14 protein-coding genes are annotated in these 15247 nt (G+C 61.7%); 10 read left to right on the forward strand and 4 right to left on the reverse strand.

All coding sequences use genetic code 11. The features are described from left to right. Window positions 1–544: 544 nt before the first annotated feature. Both dcd and KBA32_RS00480 read left to right on the forward strand, forming a co-directional pair. Window positions 545–1111 carry a dCTP deaminase gene (dcd, locus tag KBA32_RS00475; protein WP_294353613.1) on the forward strand — a complete coding sequence of 189 codons (567 nt, stop codon included), beginning with the start codon at window positions 545–547 and terminating at the stop codon, window positions 1109–1111. Window positions 1112–1227: 116 nt separating this feature from the next. Then, a complete protein-coding gene (locus tag KBA32_RS00480; RefSeq protein ID WP_294353616.1) occupies window positions 1228–3468 on the forward strand; it encodes an arginine/lysine/ornithine decarboxylase in 2241 nt (746 codons plus the stop codon). Between the two features lie 5 nt (window positions 3469–3473). Here the strand turns inward: KBA32_RS00480 and KBA32_RS00485 are convergent, their stop codons facing one another. After that, a complete protein-coding gene (locus KBA32_RS00485; protein ID WP_294353619.1) occupies window positions 3474–3959 on the reverse strand; it encodes a dihydrofolate reductase in 486 nt (161 codons plus the stop codon). An 80-nt stretch (window positions 3960–4039) separates the two neighbouring features. Here KBA32_RS00485 and KBA32_RS00490 point away from each other — a divergent pair, with 80 nt between their 5' ends. Further along, entirely contained in the window at window positions 4040–4873 is an 834-nt protein-coding gene (locus tag KBA32_RS00490; RefSeq protein ID WP_294353622.1) for a thymidylate synthase, read from the forward strand. 45 nt (window positions 4874–4918) lie between these two features. Here the strand turns inward: KBA32_RS00490 and KBA32_RS00495 are convergent, their stop codons facing one another. Further along, window positions 4919–5149 carry a tRNA-dihydrouridine synthase gene (locus KBA32_RS00495; protein WP_294353626.1) on the reverse strand — a complete coding sequence of 77 codons (231 nt, stop codon included), beginning with the start codon at window positions 5147–5149 and terminating at the stop codon, window positions 4919–4921. Window positions 5150–5338: 189 nt separating this feature from the next. Here KBA32_RS00495 and KBA32_RS00500 point away from each other — a divergent pair, with 189 nt between their 5' ends. After that, window positions 5339–6868, forward strand: a complete 1530-nt coding sequence (locus tag KBA32_RS00500; protein WP_294353629.1) for a hypothetical protein — start codon at window positions 5339–5341, stop codon at window positions 6866–6868. A gap of 161 nt (window positions 6869–7029) precedes the next feature. Here the strand turns inward: KBA32_RS00500 and KBA32_RS00505 are convergent, their stop codons facing one another. Further along, the gene (locus tag KBA32_RS00505) at window positions 7030–8028 is read right to left on the reverse strand and encodes a LacI family DNA-binding transcriptional regulator (protein WP_294353632.1); all 999 of its coding nucleotides are present in this window, start codon (window positions 8026–8028) and stop codon (window positions 7030–7032) included. 180 nt (window positions 8029–8208) lie between these two features. On the opposite strand from KBA32_RS00505, the gene KBA32_RS00510 reads away from it, so the two are divergent. The 6 genes from KBA32_RS00510 to KBA32_RS00535 all read left to right on the forward strand — a co-directional run bounded on the left by KBA32_RS00510 (window position 8209) and on the right by KBA32_RS00535 (window position 14764). Next, window positions 8209–9495, forward strand: a complete 1287-nt coding sequence (locus tag KBA32_RS00510; protein WP_294353635.1) for an extracellular solute-binding protein — start codon at window positions 8209–8211, stop codon at window positions 9493–9495. Window positions 9496–9589: 94 nt separating this feature from the next. Beyond that, window positions 9590–10495, forward strand: a complete 906-nt coding sequence (locus KBA32_RS00515) for a carbohydrate ABC transporter permease (RefSeq protein ID WP_294353637.1) — start codon at window positions 9590–9592, stop codon at window positions 10493–10495. Beyond that, window positions 10482–11366, forward strand: coding sequence for a carbohydrate ABC transporter permease (locus KBA32_RS00520; protein ID WP_294353640.1), 885 nt, complete (start codon window positions 10482–10484; stop codon window positions 11364–11366). The genes KBA32_RS00515 and KBA32_RS00520 overlap by 14 nt, the downstream gene beginning before the upstream one ends. A 38-nt stretch (window positions 11367–11404) precedes the next feature. Continuing rightward, a complete protein-coding gene (locus KBA32_RS00525; RefSeq protein WP_294353642.1) occupies window positions 11405–13297 on the forward strand; it encodes a cellulase family glycosylhydrolase in 1893 nt (630 codons plus the stop codon). Window position 13298: 1 nt separating this feature from the next. Continuing rightward, on the forward strand, window positions 13299–14381 hold the full coding sequence (locus KBA32_RS00530) for an ABC transporter ATP-binding protein (protein ID WP_294353645.1): 1083 nt from the start codon (window positions 13299–13301) through the stop codon (window positions 14379–14381). 101 nt (window positions 14382–14482) lie between these two features. Beyond that, a complete protein-coding gene (locus KBA32_RS00535; protein WP_294353819.1) occupies window positions 14483–14764 on the forward strand; it encodes an AGE family epimerase/isomerase in 282 nt (93 codons plus the stop codon). On the opposite strand, the gene yjgA is transcribed toward KBA32_RS00535, so the two are convergent. Then, the gene (gene yjgA, locus KBA32_RS00540) at window positions 14691–15239 is read right to left on the reverse strand and encodes a ribosome biogenesis factor YjgA (RefSeq protein ID WP_294353647.1); all 549 of its coding nucleotides are present in this window, start codon (window positions 15237–15239) and stop codon (window positions 14691–14693) included. The genes KBA32_RS00535 and yjgA overlap by 74 nt on opposite strands. Between the last annotated feature and the right edge of the window lie 8 nt (window positions 15240–15247).

Here is a 15247-nt window from a genome sequence, read left to right on the forward strand (position 1 = left end):
AAACGGAAAATGAGAAAAATACCCCGCAAAAACAGGTATTTGTCAGAAAAATCAGCTTGTTTTCCAATCAAATCAGCCTCACTCACCTCTCGATTCCGGATGAAATGATTTGTTCAGCGTTTCCTTAGCTCTTCACACCAAGACGCCTATCCGCGAATGCAATTGATTGTACGGTCCCGCACCCAACCCCGGGGACTTGGTCTGGCCACTAAGCGATTTGGGATGCGGCAGCGAGACTCGCCGCGTATGGGTGGCACAGGAACTGTGCATGCGCTGGCGGGCCTTGTGGGGGGGGGCTACGGGGACGCTGTAGTTAGATGCGTAGAGTGCGCAAATCTTGATTTGCGCACGCGGACAAGTTGCCGGAACGGTGCGCAACGCGTTGCGTTGCACACCCTACGCGGCATTCGCGATTTGCGCACGGCGGAAGGCGATCGCGAGGGTGCTTTTTCGCCTGAATTAACAAGGCGATAACGCATGCACATTCGGCCCCGGAACCCGTAAAATAGCGCACTTTTATTTTTACGGTCTCCGGGGTTTTTACATGTCCATCAAATCCGACAAATGGATCCGCCGCATGGCGGAAGAGCACGGCATGATCGAGCCGTTCGAGCCGGGGCAGGTGCGCTACCTCGATGGTCAGAAGATCGTTTCCTACGGCACGTCGAGCTACGGCTACGACATCCGCTGCTCGAACGAATTCAAGCTGTTCACCAACCTCAACTCGACGATCGTCGACCCGAAGAACTTCGATCCGAACTCCTTCGTCGAGGTCTCCGGTGACTACTGCATCATCCCGCCGAACTCCTTCGCGCTGGCGCGCACCGTCGAGTACTTCCGCATTCCGCGCAGCGTGATGACGGTCTGCCTGGGCAAGAGCACCTATGCGCGTTGCGGCATCATCGTGAACGTGACGCCGTTCGAACCTGAATGGGAAGGCTATGTGACGCTCGAGTTTTCCAACACGACGCCGTTGCCGGCGAAGATCTACGCCAACGAAGGCTGCGCGCAGGTGCTGTTCTTCGAAGCCGACGAAATCTGCGAGACGTCGTACAAGGATCGCGGCGGCAAGTACCAGGGGCAGGTCGGCGTGACGCTGCCGAAAATCTAGTCCAACCCTTTCATCACCAAGCAACACGGCGCCGCAAGAATTGCCGCGAAAGCACACTATTCTCTAGTGTGCTTTCGTGCTTTTGGTGCCTTGATCACTGTTTTCTGGAGTCGGCCATGCGTTTCAATTTCCCGGTCATCATCATCGACGAGGACTTCCGTTCGGAGAACGCCTCGGGTCTCGGCATTCGCGCGCTGGCCAAGGCGATCGAAGTCGAAGGCTTCGAGGTCATCGGCGTCACCAGCTACGGCGACCTGTCGTCGTTCGCGCAACAGCAGAGCCGGGCGTCGGCGTTCATTCTGTCGATCGACGACGAAGAGTTCTCCGGCGATGAAGCCGAGAAAACGATCGCCGAGCTGCGCGCCTTCGTACAGGAAATCCGCTGCCGCAACGAGAACATCCCGATTTTCCTGCACGGCGAGACGCGCACCTCGCGCCACATCCCGAACGACGTGTTGCGCGAGCTGCACGGCTTCATCCACATGTTCGAGGACACGCCCGAGTTCATCGGCCGCTACGTCGTGCGCGAGGCGAGGACTTATCTGAAGAGCGTGCCGCCGCCGTTCTTCCGTGCGCTGACGCACTACGCGGCCGACGGCTCGTACTCGTGGCACTGTCCCGGCCACTCGGGCGGCGTCGCCTTCCTCAAGTCGCCGGTCGGTCAGATGTTCCATCAGTTCTTCGGCGAGAACATGCTGCGCGCCGACGTCTGCAACGCGGTCGAGGAACTCGGCCAGCTGCTCGACCACACCGGGCCGGTCGCGGCGTCCGAACGCAACGCGGCGCGCATCTTCAACGCCGACCATCTGTTCTTCGTCACCAACGGCACGTCGACGTCGAACAAGATCGTCTGGAACTCGACCGTGGCGCCGGGCGACGTGGTGGTGGTCGACCGCAACTGCCACAAGTCGATCCTGCACTCGATCATCATGACCGGCGCGATTCCCGTGTTCCTGATGCCGACGCGCAACCACTTCGGGATCATCGGGCCGATTCCCAAGGAAGAATTCCGCTGGGAGAACATCCAGAAGAAGATCGCCGCGCATCCGTTTGCCAGTGACGTGCAGGCCAAGCCGCGCGTGCTGACGATCACGCAATCAACCTACGACGGCATCCTCTACAACGTCGAGGAAATCAAGGAGATGCTCGACGGTCGGATCGACACGCTGCACTTTGACGAAGCCTGGCTGCCGCACGCGGCCTTCCACGACTTCTATGGCGATTACCACGCGATCGGCGCCGACCGGCCGCGCTGCAAGGAGTCGATGGTCTTCTCGACGCAATCGACGCACAAGCTGCTCGCCGGCCTTTCTCAGGCGTCGCAGATCCTCGTGCAGAACTCGGAAGGGCGCGAACTCGACCGCAGCGTGTTCAACGAGGCCTATCTGATGCACACCTCGACGTCGCCGCAGTACGCGATCATCGCCTCGTGCGACGTCGCCGCCGCGATGATGGAGGCGCCGGCCGGCACGGCGCTGGTCGAGGAGTCGATCGCCGAGGCGCTCGACTTCCGCCGCGCCATGCGCAAGGTCGATGAGGAGTGGGGCACCGACTGGTGGTTCAAGGTCTGGGGACCGGACGATTTGTCCGAAGAGGGCATCGAGGAGCGCGACGCCTGGATGCTCAAGCCCGGCGAACGCTGGCACGGCTTCGGCCAGCTGTCCGACGGTTTCAACATGCTCGACCCGATCAAGGCGACGATCATCACGCCGGGGCTTGATGTGGACGGCGACTTCGCCGAGAACTTCGGCATCCCGGCGGCGATCGTTACCAAGTACCTCGCCGAGCACGGCGTCATCGTCGAGAAGTGCGGCCTTTATTCGTTCTTCATCATGTTCACCATCGGCATCACCAAGGGTCGCTGGAACACGATGGTCACCGAGCTGCAGCAGTTCAAGGACGATTACGACAAGAACCAGCCGCTGTGGAAGGTGCTGCCCGACTTCGTCGCCAAGAATCCGGTCTACGAGCGTGTCGGACTGAAGGATCTCTGTCACCTGATCCACGGCGTGTACGCGCTGAACGACGTGGCGCGCCTGACGACTGAAATGTATCTGTCGAACATGGAGCCGGCGATGAAGCCGACCGACGCCTTCGCCAGGATGGCGCATCGCGAGATCGACCGCGTGCCGATCGACGAACTTGAAGGGCGCATCACCAGCATCCTGCTCACGCCGTATCCGCCGGGCATTCCGCTGCTCATCCCGGGCGAGCGCTTCAACAAGACGATCGTGCGCTACCTCAAGTTCGCGCGCGATTTCAACGAGCAGTTCCCCGGCTTTGAGACCGACATCCACGGTCTGGTCAAGGAAGTCGTCGACGGCAAGCCGGTGTATTACGTGGACTGCGTGCGCTAGGCCGATCAGATGCGCTGATAGACGGCGAAGGTGAAGTCGAGGCCGGCGCCGTTCTTCGCTGTCGAGCGCGAGATTTCGGTCCAGTCGCTGGCGCTGAATTCGGGGAAGAACGCGTCGGCGTCGAAGTCGCGCGCCACCTCGGTCAGGTAGAGCCGCTGCGCCAGCGGCAGCGCCTGCCGATAGATCTCGGCGCCGCCGATGACGAAGACTTCCGCGTCGTCCTGCGCCAGCCGCACGGCCTCTTCGAGCGACCCGGCGAGCGTCGCGCCGGGCGCGTCGTACGCCGGGTTGCGGCTGATCACGATGTTGCGCCGGCCGGGTAGTGGACGGAAAACGTCAGGCAGCGATTCCCAGGTCTTGCGCCCCATGATCACCGGCTTTCCGCGCGTGGTTTCGCGGAAGTAACGCATGTCTTCCGGCAGGTGCCAGAGCAGCTGGCCGTCCTTTCCGAGCGCCCTGTTTTGGGCGACGGCGGCAATCAGTGAAATCATCGTGTTGTGCTCTCGATCTTAAGGTTGCCCGTGGCGGGCCTTATACTGACGCCCGACGTCAAACGAACGGATTTTAAGACATGAAGCAGTATCACGACCTCCTCAGAGACATTCTCGCCAACGGCGTCGTCAAGGGTGACCGCACGGGGACGGGAACGACCTCCGTCTTCGGCCGGCAGATTCGTCATGACCTGACGCAAGGTTTCCCGCTGCTGACGACGAAGAAGCTCCACTTCAAGAGCATCGCCAACGAGCTGATCTGGTTCCTCAGCGGCAACACCAACGTCCGCTGGCTGAACGAGCACGGGGTATCGATCTGGAACGAGTGGGCGACCGAGGAGGGCGAGCTCGGTCCGGTCTACGGAAAGCAGTGGACGGCGTGGCCGACCAGGGACGGCGGGACGATCAACCAGATCGACTACGTCGTCGATACCTTGCGCAACAACCCGAACAGCCGCCGCATCCTGTTCCACGGCTGGAATCCGGAATATCTGCCGGACGAGTCGCAGAGCCCGCAGGAGAACGCGCGCCGGGGGCGCATGGCCTTGCCGCCCTGCCACTTGCTGTATCAGTTCTACGTCGCCAACGGGCGACTCTCGGCCCAGCTCTACATCCGCAGTTCGGACAGCTTCCTCGGCTTGCCCTACAACATCGCGTCGCTCGCCTTGCTGACGCACATGCTGGCGCAGCAGTGCGACCTCGTGGCGCACGAGATCGTCGTCAGCATCGGCGACCTGCACGCCTATTCGAACCACATGGCGCAGATCCAGACGCAGCTCGCGCGCGAGGTCCGCGCGTCGCCGCAACTCGTCATCAAACGGCGGCCCGGTTCGGTCTACGACTATGCGTTCGAGGACTTCGAGATCGTCGGCTACGACCCGCACCCGTCGATCGCCGCGCCGATCGCGGTCTAGATTGCAGCTGACGGCCTGGGCTCGTGCGCCGGCCGTCAGCGCACGTCAGCTTGGCTGGTAGCGTTGCAACCAGTGGGCGTACGGGGCGGGCAGTACCCACGACGGCTTTTCCTCTCCCAGTTCCAGCGCGGTCTGGTACGGCCAGTACGGGTTGGCGAGATGCTTGCGGCCGACCATGACGAGATCCATCTGGTTCTCGGCGACGACGCGGTCGGCGGTCACCGGATTTTCGATTCCCCACGACGAGGCGACGGGCAGTTCGGCCTCGCGCCGCACGCGTTCGGCGATCGGGGCGAGGAAGGCCGGGCCTCAGGGGATGTTCGCGGTCGGCGTCGACGATGATTGCCGCGGCAGACTTTCCGGTGCGGCTGGCTTCCATGGGGGTGACTTGCGGCATCGGTCGCCGGTCTTATACTATCGGGATACCTTCATTCATCCCGCTGGCCGGGGAAAAGCTGGGGCGTCATGATCCTGAACCTCTTCTCGTCGCGCCCGGATCATCCTCTGGGTGATCCCAGGGAACTCAAGCGAGTCATCGCCGAGTTGCCGCTCGATAATTCATTCCGCGCCGTCGACGAGGTTTACGGCTGGTATGAATCGCTGATGGTCGCGAACGATTTTCGCATCGACCATTTGTTCGACGTCGTCCGGCAACTCGACGAAGCGGCGCAGCCCTTCATCCGCCGCCTTTCGCGTGACTACCTGCATTCGCCGAGGCTGTCCAAGAACGAGGAGCGGCGCCTTTCGGGCATGTGCTACAACTACTGGGGCGAGGTTTCGATCCTTTACGCGCGCTGTGCCGAACGCGCACGGCAGAGTCCCAAGGACAAGGGCAGCGAAGCGCTCAGGAATTCCTTGCCTCTGCTCGCGACACGCCTGATGGCGGCGCGTGCGACACAGCTCAAATGGGTCGAATACCGCTACGGGCCGATCGGCGAAGATCTCTGGCGCGGGCTGGGCCAGCAATATCTTGCCGCCGAAGAAGCGGGCTTCGCGACGAAACCGGTGCCGCTCTACCCGTCGCTGTCCGGGATGACCAACGTCACGCAGCAGTACCTGCAGGCGTTGATCGTGCATTCGTCGTCGATGGACAGCCTGTTGCCGCTGGAGATCGAGCTGGCCGACCGGCTGATCGCGCATTTTCTGCCGGGTTTTGTTTTCACCGCCACGTGCCAGCCGGACAGCGTGTATTGGGTCGATGCGGCCGTTGGAACGCCGCCCGTCCGCCTCGCACGTAATCCCGGCCAGATGTCTGCAAGCCTGCGCTTCTTCTCGCCGGGCACGGCGCCACAGGCGCTGAACGAACTGATCCGCAGCGTCGAGCGCGGCGGTGTTCCGGCCAACCTCAATCTCGGCGGCGAATACCCGGCCAAGGTCCTGCTGCCGGTCTTGCGGCATCTGGCGACGTATTGGGCGAACGAGCCGCCGCAGCGCGAGTTCCAGCGCCACGCGGTGAAGACGCGCATCTCCGTGCTGCAGGGCTTCGATGACTGCTTCACCGTGCTCGCCGGCGATGTGGCGCGTCTGGGCAAGGAGCGCGCGGCGGAGAGCTGGGTGGTAGAGAACGTCAGTCTAAGTGGCTTCGGCGCCGGCATCGACGCGCAGAGCGGCGATTGGGTGAAGATCGGTGCGCTCCTTTGCATGCAGCCCGAAGGCGGCGAGAACTGGGTGCTCGGCGTCGTCCGCCGCTACCACAAGGAATCGGATTCGCGCGCCAGCGTCGGCATCAAGGCGCTTTCCAAACGGGCGAAGAGCATCGAACTCTGGCCGCGCACCTCCGGTTTCTCGGCGACCGGTGCGATTCCCGGCATCTGGCTGTGCGAAGGCGAGGTGAAGGGCGAAACGCGCCTGGTCTTGCCGAGCCTCACCTTCGACCTGCGCGAGTCGCTCGAATTCATCAACGAAGGCCGGCGCTACCTGCTGACGCCGATCGATCTCGAGGAATCGGGCAGTAACTACGAGATCGGGCGCTACCGCGAGAGCGTTCTGGACTGAGGGCTGCGGTTCTTTCGAACGCCTTGGCTATTCCTGTATTGCCTGAAGATCGGCGAATACAGGCGCCATGATCAATTTCCCGCAGGCCGAGAGCCATACTCCGTTGAGTACGGGATCTGGATCGCCTGTCTGCACGGTACCCAGGCCGGGACCGTGCCGACCTATCGCGCTTGCGGCCCCAATGAACTTTCTCTGATGACGAGGCGGACCGGGTGCACGCTCTTCAGCGTTGTACCCGTTGCATCGAGCAGCCACGTCACCGCTTCGCGTCCCAAGGCTTCTTTTTCCACGGCCACCGTGGTCAGCGATGGGTGCGCCGTCGCGGCCGATGCGATGTCGTCGTAGCCGCAGATCCCGATGTCCTCGGGAACACGCAATCCCCTGCGCTGACAGCGTCCGAGCGCGACAAGGGCGGTCAGATCGTTGAAGGCAAAGATGGCATCGGGTGGGTTCGGCAGATCCAGAAGCTGATCCGCACACAGGGCCGATGCTTCCGCCTGGTCAAGCCCGTCCCGGTAATAGGTTACGTAGTCCGGGTCGGCGAGGACGCCAGCATCGAACAGCGCCTTGCGATAACCGCGCTCGCGCAGGTGTATCGAGTAGTGGCTGACCGGCCCCGAGATGAAAGCGATGCGCTTGTAGCCGCGTTCCAGAAGATGCTGAACCGCCGCATAGGCTCCGGCAACGTTGTCGTCGTTGATGGTTGCCACGTTGGCGGCAAAGTGATCGACCATGACCAACGGCAACCCGCACTGAATGACTGCCTGCAGCACTTCTGCCTCGAAATAGCCGGCGCAGATGATCGCGTCCGGTTCGTGGATGCGCACCAGATCGGCCACGTTCTGGTCGATACCCGCGGAAGCGAAGGAAAGCGCTATGCCGGCTTCGGCGCAGGCGTCTTCCACACCATGCAGGACCGGCGAATAGAACAGGTTCGAGTGAGCACTCGAATGCTGCTTGTGCAGCAGAAACAGAATCCGCCGCAGGCGCCGGACGCGCAGATTGTCGCGGTTATAGCCGAGTTGGTCGGCGATTTCAAAAACGCGAGTTCGCGTCTCCTCGGACATTCCCTGCTGGCTCTTGAAGGCGCGCGACACGGTTCCGGGGGAGACGCCGGCGATACGGGCGATATCGCGAATCGTTACGTTGGGGCTGTTCATTGCGATCAAACGGGAGTGGTTATTTGACAGCCTCCATTATAGCGATGACGAGGAAATGTTGAGCAAAAAACAAAATGTTGACGTGAACAATATTTGTTCGCTAAAGTTGTCTGTGTTTACGCAACAACGTGTGCTAAACGCTGAATCAGAGATCAACATCCACGGGAAGGAGTCGAATAAATGAGAAAATCAAAGTACGCAGCTGTGCTCTTCGCGCTCTTGTCGGCTGGCGCGTTTGCCAAAACGACGGTCACCGTCTGGGTCCCTTGGGGCGGGCCCGACGGCGACGCGATCTTCAACGCCGCGAAGGAATTCAACGGTACGCAGGATGAAATCGAGGTCAGGCCGACGATGGTGGCGGGTGCCGGCCTCGACGGCGGTGGCGCCGGTCGCTTCATGACCGCAGTCGCCAGTGGAATGCCGCCCGATCTGATCCTGTACTGGGGGAACGACACGATCGCGGGATTGGCCAAAAACAACGCGATCATGCCGCTCGATGAATTAATGGCCAAAACCGGCCTGAACCCTTCGGCGTTCAACGCCGCTGCCTTCGGCTCGATAATGTATGGCGGCAAGGTCTACGGCGTGCCCGAGATGATCAACGCCCGCATGCTCTACATCAACAACGACCACGCCGTCGCTGCGGGGCTTGACCTGCAGAATCCGCCGAAGACCCTGGACGAGCTAAACGCGTGGTCAGACAAGATGACCAAGCGCGAAGCCGACGGCAAGATTCTGCAGATGGGTTTCATCCCGTGGCTTGGGCAAGGCAAGGCAGAGATACTGACTGGCTACATGGGCGGTTCGCTGTGGGATGCGGCGGCCGGCAAGCCGGCGATCAGGAACGACGGAACCGCCGTCGTGGCCGACTGGTTTGCCGGAGTATTGACGAAATACGGCACGAACAACGTGAGCCGTTTCACCGCCAGTTTCGGCAAGGCATTGCAGTCTTCCGGGTCTGATCCGTTTGTCGGCGGCGTGGTGTCGATGCAAATCAATGGGGGCTGGCATGCCAACTTCATCAGGAAGTACAACCCGACGATGAAATACACGGTGGCGCCGGTTCCGGTCGCCGGCAACGCCACGTATGGTAGTTCCTTTGTGGATGGCAACACGTGGATGATTCCACGCGGCGCGAAGGCGCCCGAGGCCGCCATGAAGTTCGTCACCTGGTTCAGCCAGCCGGAACGCAGTGCCAAGGTCGCCGGGGCCGTATTCAATGTCACGCCATTGCGCGAAGGTCTCGCGCTGCAATCGACCACCGACAATGCGGCGATGGCCTTGAGCGTCAAGATGGCGTCAAGCAGCGGCAACTTCGGCTTGCCGGCAGTCGATCCGATGCTGGTTATTCGCCGTGAACTGGAGAGCGGGTTCAACAAGCTCACCGCCGGACAGATCGAGCCCGCACCGATGCTCGAAGCGGTAGCCAAATCGGTCGATACCGCCATCGCGCAGGGACGCTTCTAGACGCCCAATCGCCCCGGGCCCTCGAGGCGCATTTCTGGCCTCAAGGGCCGCTGGCTGCGGTCTTTTCTTGGTGTTATTCCCCGGACATGCTCTCATGACCCCCTCCGAAGAAATTCGCGGGCGCAGTCTTGCGCGTACCGCCATCGGCATGGCGTTCATTTCGCCGTGGCTGCTTGGCTTCATCGCCTTGACGGCCTACCCGTTTTTCGCCTCGCTGTACTTTTCCTTCACCAAATACAGTGTGTTGTCGCCACCGCAGTGGGTCGGCCTGAAGAATTACTCCGACCTCCTTTCCGACTCGAACGTCCTCGTCGGGACGATCAATACCCTGTACTACACGTGCTTTGCCGCCCCCGGTGGCGCCATCATCGCGGTACTGCTCGGCGTCCTGTACAACCAGAAGATGCCCGCGAAGCATCTGTTGCGGGCATTGATGTTCATTCCGCTGGTGGTGCCGACCGTCGCCAGCGCGATTCTCTGGATGGAGGTCTTTCGGCCCGACAGCGGCATGCTCAACACGATTCTCGGTCTGGTCGGGATCAACGGCCCGGCATGGCTCGGTGATGTCGATTGGTCGAAGGCGGCGATGGTCATCATGATGCAATGGGGGGTCGGCGGTAACACCTTGCTGGTGCTCGCCGCGTTGCAGGATGTGCCGCGCTCGCAGTACGAGGCGGCGGATCTCGATGGTGCGAACGCCTTCCAGAAATTCCGGCACATCACCTTGCCGATGATCTCGCCGGTGGTGCTCTACATTCTGATCATCAACGTGATCTATTCCTTCCAGTTCTTTACGGAGCCGTTCGTCATGTCGGGCGGAACCGGCGCACCGGGCGATTCGCTGCTGTTCTACCCGATGTACCTCTATCAGCAGGCGTTCCGGTTCATGAACATGGGCTATGCGTCAGCACTGGCGTGGATGCTCTTCATCGTCGTGCTGGTATTTACGGTGATTCTTGTCAAAACCTCAGCCAAATGGGTGGTCTATGAGCGCAGCTGAAAACACGGCCGATCTTCCGCTCGCCGACGAAGAGGCTCGCTTGCGAATGGGTAAGCGCGTGCGGTCCGCTCTTCCCTTCCTGGTCGCACTGCTGGTGACGGCGGCCTTCGTGCTGCCCCTCTACTGGATGGTGATCGGTTCGTTGAAGGAGAGCGTCGAGTTCTTTCAGCGACCGCCAACCTGGTATCCGCACCGGCCGCGCTTCGAAAACTACCTTGATGCGATTACACGGATTCCCTTCATGAGCTACTTGAAGAATTCGCTGTATTACGCGGTAGGTTCTGCTCTCGGTGCCTGCCTTTCGTCGGCGATCGTGGCTTATGGCTTCGCCAAGCTGAAATGGAAGGGGCGGGATGTGGCGTTCAGCGTTGTCATGCTGACCATGTTCCTGCCCTATCAGGTCACCATGATCCCGACCTTTCTGGTCTTCCGCGCCGCCGGTCTGGTCGATTCGCTGTGGCCGCTGATCCTGCCGGCGTTTTTCGGCAACGCCTTCTTCATCTTCCTGATGCGTCAGTTCATACGCACGCTGCCGGATGAACTGCTCGACGCCGCGCGCATGGACGGCTGCAGCGAGTTCGGTGTGTTCTTGCGCGTGGTCATCCCCCTGGTCAGACCGGCGTTGGTCGTGGTTTTCCTGAACCAGTTCCTGAATGCCTGGAAGGACTTTCTCGGACCGCTGATCTACATCACAGACGACAGCAAATGGCCTCTGTCACTGGCCTTGCAGCAGTTCCAGAGTGCACAGGATTCCGAGGTCAACCTGATTCTCGCCTGTGCCACGGTCTTCACGATTCCTTTGCTGGTGATCTTCCTGTTCACCCAGCGCTATTTCATCGAGGGCGTGACCTTCTCGGGCCTCAAGGGCTGAATGCCCACGCTCGCTACGTATTAATTCTGGGAGAAATAATGGATTCCATCTATCCACGCCGCGAGTCGGCGTTTGAACTTGGCTGCAATTACTGGCCGCGGCTTTCCGGCCCCCGCATGTGGCGCGACTTCGACGAAGCGCAGATCGCCGAAGAACTCGAGCTGATTCGCGCCTCGGGGATGACGACGGTGCGCGCTTTCTGTTTCTGGCCGGATTTCATGCCGACCAAAACCCGTGTTGAACCCGAAATGCTGGCCCGCCTCGAACGCTTCATGGCGCTTTGCCAGTCCGCAGGGGTCGGCGTATTCCTGACTCCCATCGTCGGCCACATGAGCGGCGAGAACTGGCCGCCGGCCTGGCTGGAAGATCCGGCGCACCTCTATTTTGATGAAGAACTCCTGTCCATCCAGGCGTCCTACGTACGGACGATCGCCGCGACGGTCGCCGCCTGTCCCGCGCTGCGCGGCCACATCATCAGCAATGAGATGCCCCTGTTCGCCGGCGTTGGCGAGCTGGCCACGGTCACCGCCTGGGCGAGGCGGCTTTATGCCGCGGTGCGTGCCGGCGATGCGGATCACCCGATCTCGATCGGCGACGGCGTGTGGTCGCTGTGGGGCGAGCCGACCGGGTTCCGACCCGGCCACCCGCAGGACTTCCTTGGCCTGCACATGTATCCGAGCGAAACCGATCCGCTGCGTCACACCTTCCTGTTCGGGCTGAACGTGCGTATGGCGGCGATGTACGGCAAGCCGGTGCTGATGGAGGAATTCGGCGCGCAGCATACCGTTTTCGGCGAAAAGGAAATCGGCGGCTTCGTTAGCTCGGTGCTCTACGAGAGCTGGGCCAACGGTGCCACCGGCGCGCTGTGGTGGTGCAGCTTCGATTTTCCACTGCCGGACGATCTCCCCTACAGCCACCATCCGTTTGAGCTCAAGTTCGGCATGCACGATACGGATGGGCGCGCCAAGCCGGCGGCGCAGGCCTTTCACCGCTTCGCCACGGCCTTGCCGTTGCTCGACGGACTGAATCCGCAGCTGGCGCAGGTCGCGCATCTGATCCCGTCGTTTCTCAATACCCGCTACCCGTTTTCATGGGATGACCTCGACGGCATGAAGCGCGGCCATCTGCAGGCGTTCACGCTGGCACGGCTGGCCGGCGCGCCGATCGGTACGCTGATGGAGCCGGCCGATACGCGCGAGAACCGGAGCGCCGCCGTCCTCGACATCCCCGCCAATCTGCGCGCGATCCATGCCGGCGCGATCCACAAGCTTCGCTCGTCGAGCTGGCGCGAGATCGATCGATGGGTGCACGCCGGCGGCACCTTCGTGATGAGCTTCGACTTCAGCAGCAATGAAGTGCACGTCGGCACCTGGCATCAGGATTTTCGGGGGTTCTTCGGCCTTGAGCCGCGCATGCGTTTTGGCTTGACCGAAGTCGCGCCGAAGTCGATGACGCTGACCCGGGACGTCGGCCGCTTGAAGGCAGGCATGACGATGCAGCTACCGGCATCCATCAATGCCTGGCACGGTACGCCGCTGATTGCCGACACTATCGATGCAGAAATCCACGCCGTCGATGACCTCGGTCGTCCCTGCCTGTGGCGCACGCGTCGCGGCGAAGGGGCGGTCTGGCTGTTCGGGTTCCCGGTCGAGCATTCGCCGTCGTGGACCGATGATGAATACTCCGCGCGAGCCGCGCTGTTGCGCGAGATTTTTGCCGGCGCCGGCGTGACCTTGCTGGAAGAACAAGCCCTTGGTGTGGTGGGCTGCGGCGATGCCAATCGGCGGGTGTGGATGAACCATTCGTGGCAGCCGGTCAGCGTCAATCTGCCCGACGGCGCATGGACGTCGCTCGATGGCGCGGTTGTGGCCGGCACTGTCACGCTCGCGGCAAAGGCGTTTGACGTATTTACCCGTTGTACGGAGAACTGAGATGGCCAGCGTTGAGTTGATCAGGATTCGCAAGAGTTACGACACGGCGGCAGAGGTGATCAAGGGCGTCGACCTTTCGGTAAAGGACGGCGAGTTCATGGTTTTCGTCGGCCCCTCCGGCTGTGGAAAATCGACCTTGCTGCGCATGATCGCCGGTCTCGAGGATATTTCCGGCGGCGAACTGCAGATCGAGAAGCGCCGCTGCAATTTCCTGCCGGCGTCGAAACGCGGTGTGGCAATGGTTTTCCAGAACTATGCGCTGTATCCGCACATGACCGTTTTCGACAACATGGCCTTCGCTTTGAAGCTTGCCGGCGTCAACAAGAACGAGGTGAAGACGCGGGTGCATAAGGCTGCGGCCATTCTCCGGCTCGAGGCGTTGCTGGAGCGAAAGCCGGCGGCGATGTCTGGCGGACAGCGCCAGCGCGTGGCGATCGGTCGGGCCATCGTGCGTAATCCCGGCGTCTTCCTGTTCGACGAACCGCTGTCCAACCTGGATGCCGCCCTGCGCGTCCAGATGCGCATCGAGATCGCTCGGCTGCACAAGGAGTTGGGTACGACGATGGTTTACGTGACGCACGATCAGATGGAGGCCATGACGCTCGGCGATCGCATCGCGGTGTTCAACGAAGGCCGGATCGAACAGGTCGGTGCGCCGCTTGAGCTTTATGAACAGCCTGCCAACCTGTTTGTCGCCGGCTTCATCGGATCGCCGAAGATGAACCTGATCGAGGCGCTGGCCGTTGACGGGGAGATTCGCTTTGGCACCGGCAGCAAAGTCGCGCTTCCCGTTGGCTTGCCGCTCGCCGCTGGCAAGTGCCATCTGGGAATTCGCCCCGAGCATCTGGTGATCGGCGATGCCTCAACGCCGGGCATCGACGCCATGCTCGTTTTTGTCGAGCAGTTGGGCGATGCCACCTTGCTTTACGTTCAGGTCGACGGCATCGAGGAAACCCTGACCGCGCGCCAGCAAGGCATCGTGCGCAACCTGGAAACCGGCGAGCGAGTACGATTGTCCGTGTTGCCGGAGTATCTGCATCTGTTTGACGCGAGCGGCAAGCGCGTCGGCAGAGCCCGTCTCTGACAAGGCGGCCAGCCCGACAAACAAGCTTGCCGACAAGTGCACGCGCCACTTGGTCAGCGCCACGCGCTTCGTGATCACCCGAAGCGCGCTACAAGGCCGGTATCAAGGAAGCGCGCGGCTGGCTCGCCGATACCTTCGATCTCGCCGAACAGCACTTCTGGGAAGCGGCGGCGCAGCTTTACGCCGCCGACGAGGCCGGCCCGGACTGGAAGACGCCCTCCAGCCGCAGGCAGAATGCCAACATGCACGCCTGCGAAGTCGACTTGCTGCGCGCTCTGGGCGAACTTGAAAATGGGTGGCTGTGGCGGGCTACTCTTCGTTCGCGGAGCTTTCCGGGGTGGAGGCACCGCGATCTGCCTCCACCGCGTTCTCCAACTCCTTGAGCCGCTGGAAAAGCGCGCGGTAGCTGCGCGGCGGCTTGTTTTGTTCCTGCTCCTTGAGCGCTGCGCGCCGCAGCGAGCGCAAGTGCTGCAGGTCGACGCCGGGGTAGCGTTGCGCGATTTCGTGCACGGCCTTTTCGTCGGCCAGAAAATCGGCGCGCAGGCGCTCCAGACGGTGCAGCTTGGCCGTTTCGCCGGCCGACTCGCCGCGCACCAGCGCCAGCGCAGCGCAAATCGGTTCGACATCGACGCTGCGCATCAGCTTGCCGATGTACTGCATCTGGCGGCGCCTGGCTTCGTCGTGCCGTGTCATGCGTTGCGCTTCGCTGACGGCGCTGCGCAGATCGTCGGGGATATCGATGCGCTTGACCTGGTCGGCCGCGAGCGCGACCAACTCCTCGCCGAGCGCCTGCAATTCCTCCATGGCTTGCTTGCGTTTTGTTTTCGAGAGCGGGAGGTCGTCGTCGGGTGTAGTCATCGGTGGCG

It is taken from the genome of Propionivibrio sp. (genome assembly GCF_017995515.1).
In the GTDB taxonomy this organism is placed as follows: Bacteria; Pseudomonadota; Gammaproteobacteria; order Burkholderiales; family Rhodocyclaceae; genus Propionivibrio.

Bases quoted from the DNA above. Each gene is read 5' to 3' on its own strand.
- dcd (WP_294353613.1), top strand. From the start codon at position 545: ATGTCCATCAAATCCGACAAATGGATCCGCCGCATGGCGGAAGAGCAC.
- KBA32_RS00480 (WP_294353616.1), top strand. From the start codon at position 1,228: ATGCGTTTCAATTTCCCGGTCATCATCATCGACGAGGACTTCCGTTCG.
- KBA32_RS00485 (WP_294353619.1), bottom strand. From the start codon at position 3,959: ATGATTTCACTGATTGCCGCCGTCGCCCAAAACAGGGCGCTCGGAAAG.
- KBA32_RS00490 (WP_294353622.1), top strand. From the start codon at position 4,040: ATGAAGCAGTATCACGACCTCCTCAGAGACATTCTCGCCAACGGCGTC.
- KBA32_RS00500 (WP_294353629.1), top strand. From the start codon at position 5,339: ATGATCCTGAACCTCTTCTCGTCGCGCCCGGATCATCCTCTGGGTGAT.
- KBA32_RS00505 (WP_294353632.1), bottom strand. From the start codon at position 8,028: ATGAACAGCCCCAACGTAACGATTCGCGATATCGCCCGTATCGCCGGC.
- KBA32_RS00510 (WP_294353635.1), top strand. From the start codon at position 8,209: ATGAGAAAATCAAAGTACGCAGCTGTGCTCTTCGCGCTCTTGTCGGCT.
- KBA32_RS00515 (WP_294353637.1), top strand. From the start codon at position 9,590: ATGACCCCCTCCGAAGAAATTCGCGGGCGCAGTCTTGCGCGTACCGCC.
- KBA32_RS00520 (WP_294353640.1), top strand. From the start codon at position 10,482: ATGAGCGCAGCTGAAAACACGGCCGATCTTCCGCTCGCCGACGAAGAG.
- KBA32_RS00525 (WP_294353642.1), top strand. From the start codon at position 11,405: ATGGATTCCATCTATCCACGCCGCGAGTCGGCGTTTGAACTTGGCTGC.
- KBA32_RS00530 (WP_294353645.1), top strand. From the start codon at position 13,299: ATGGCCAGCGTTGAGTTGATCAGGATTCGCAAGAGTTACGACACGGCG.
- yjgA (WP_294353647.1), bottom strand. From the start codon at position 15,239: ATGACTACACCCGACGACGACCTCCCGCTCTCGAAAACAAAACGCAAG.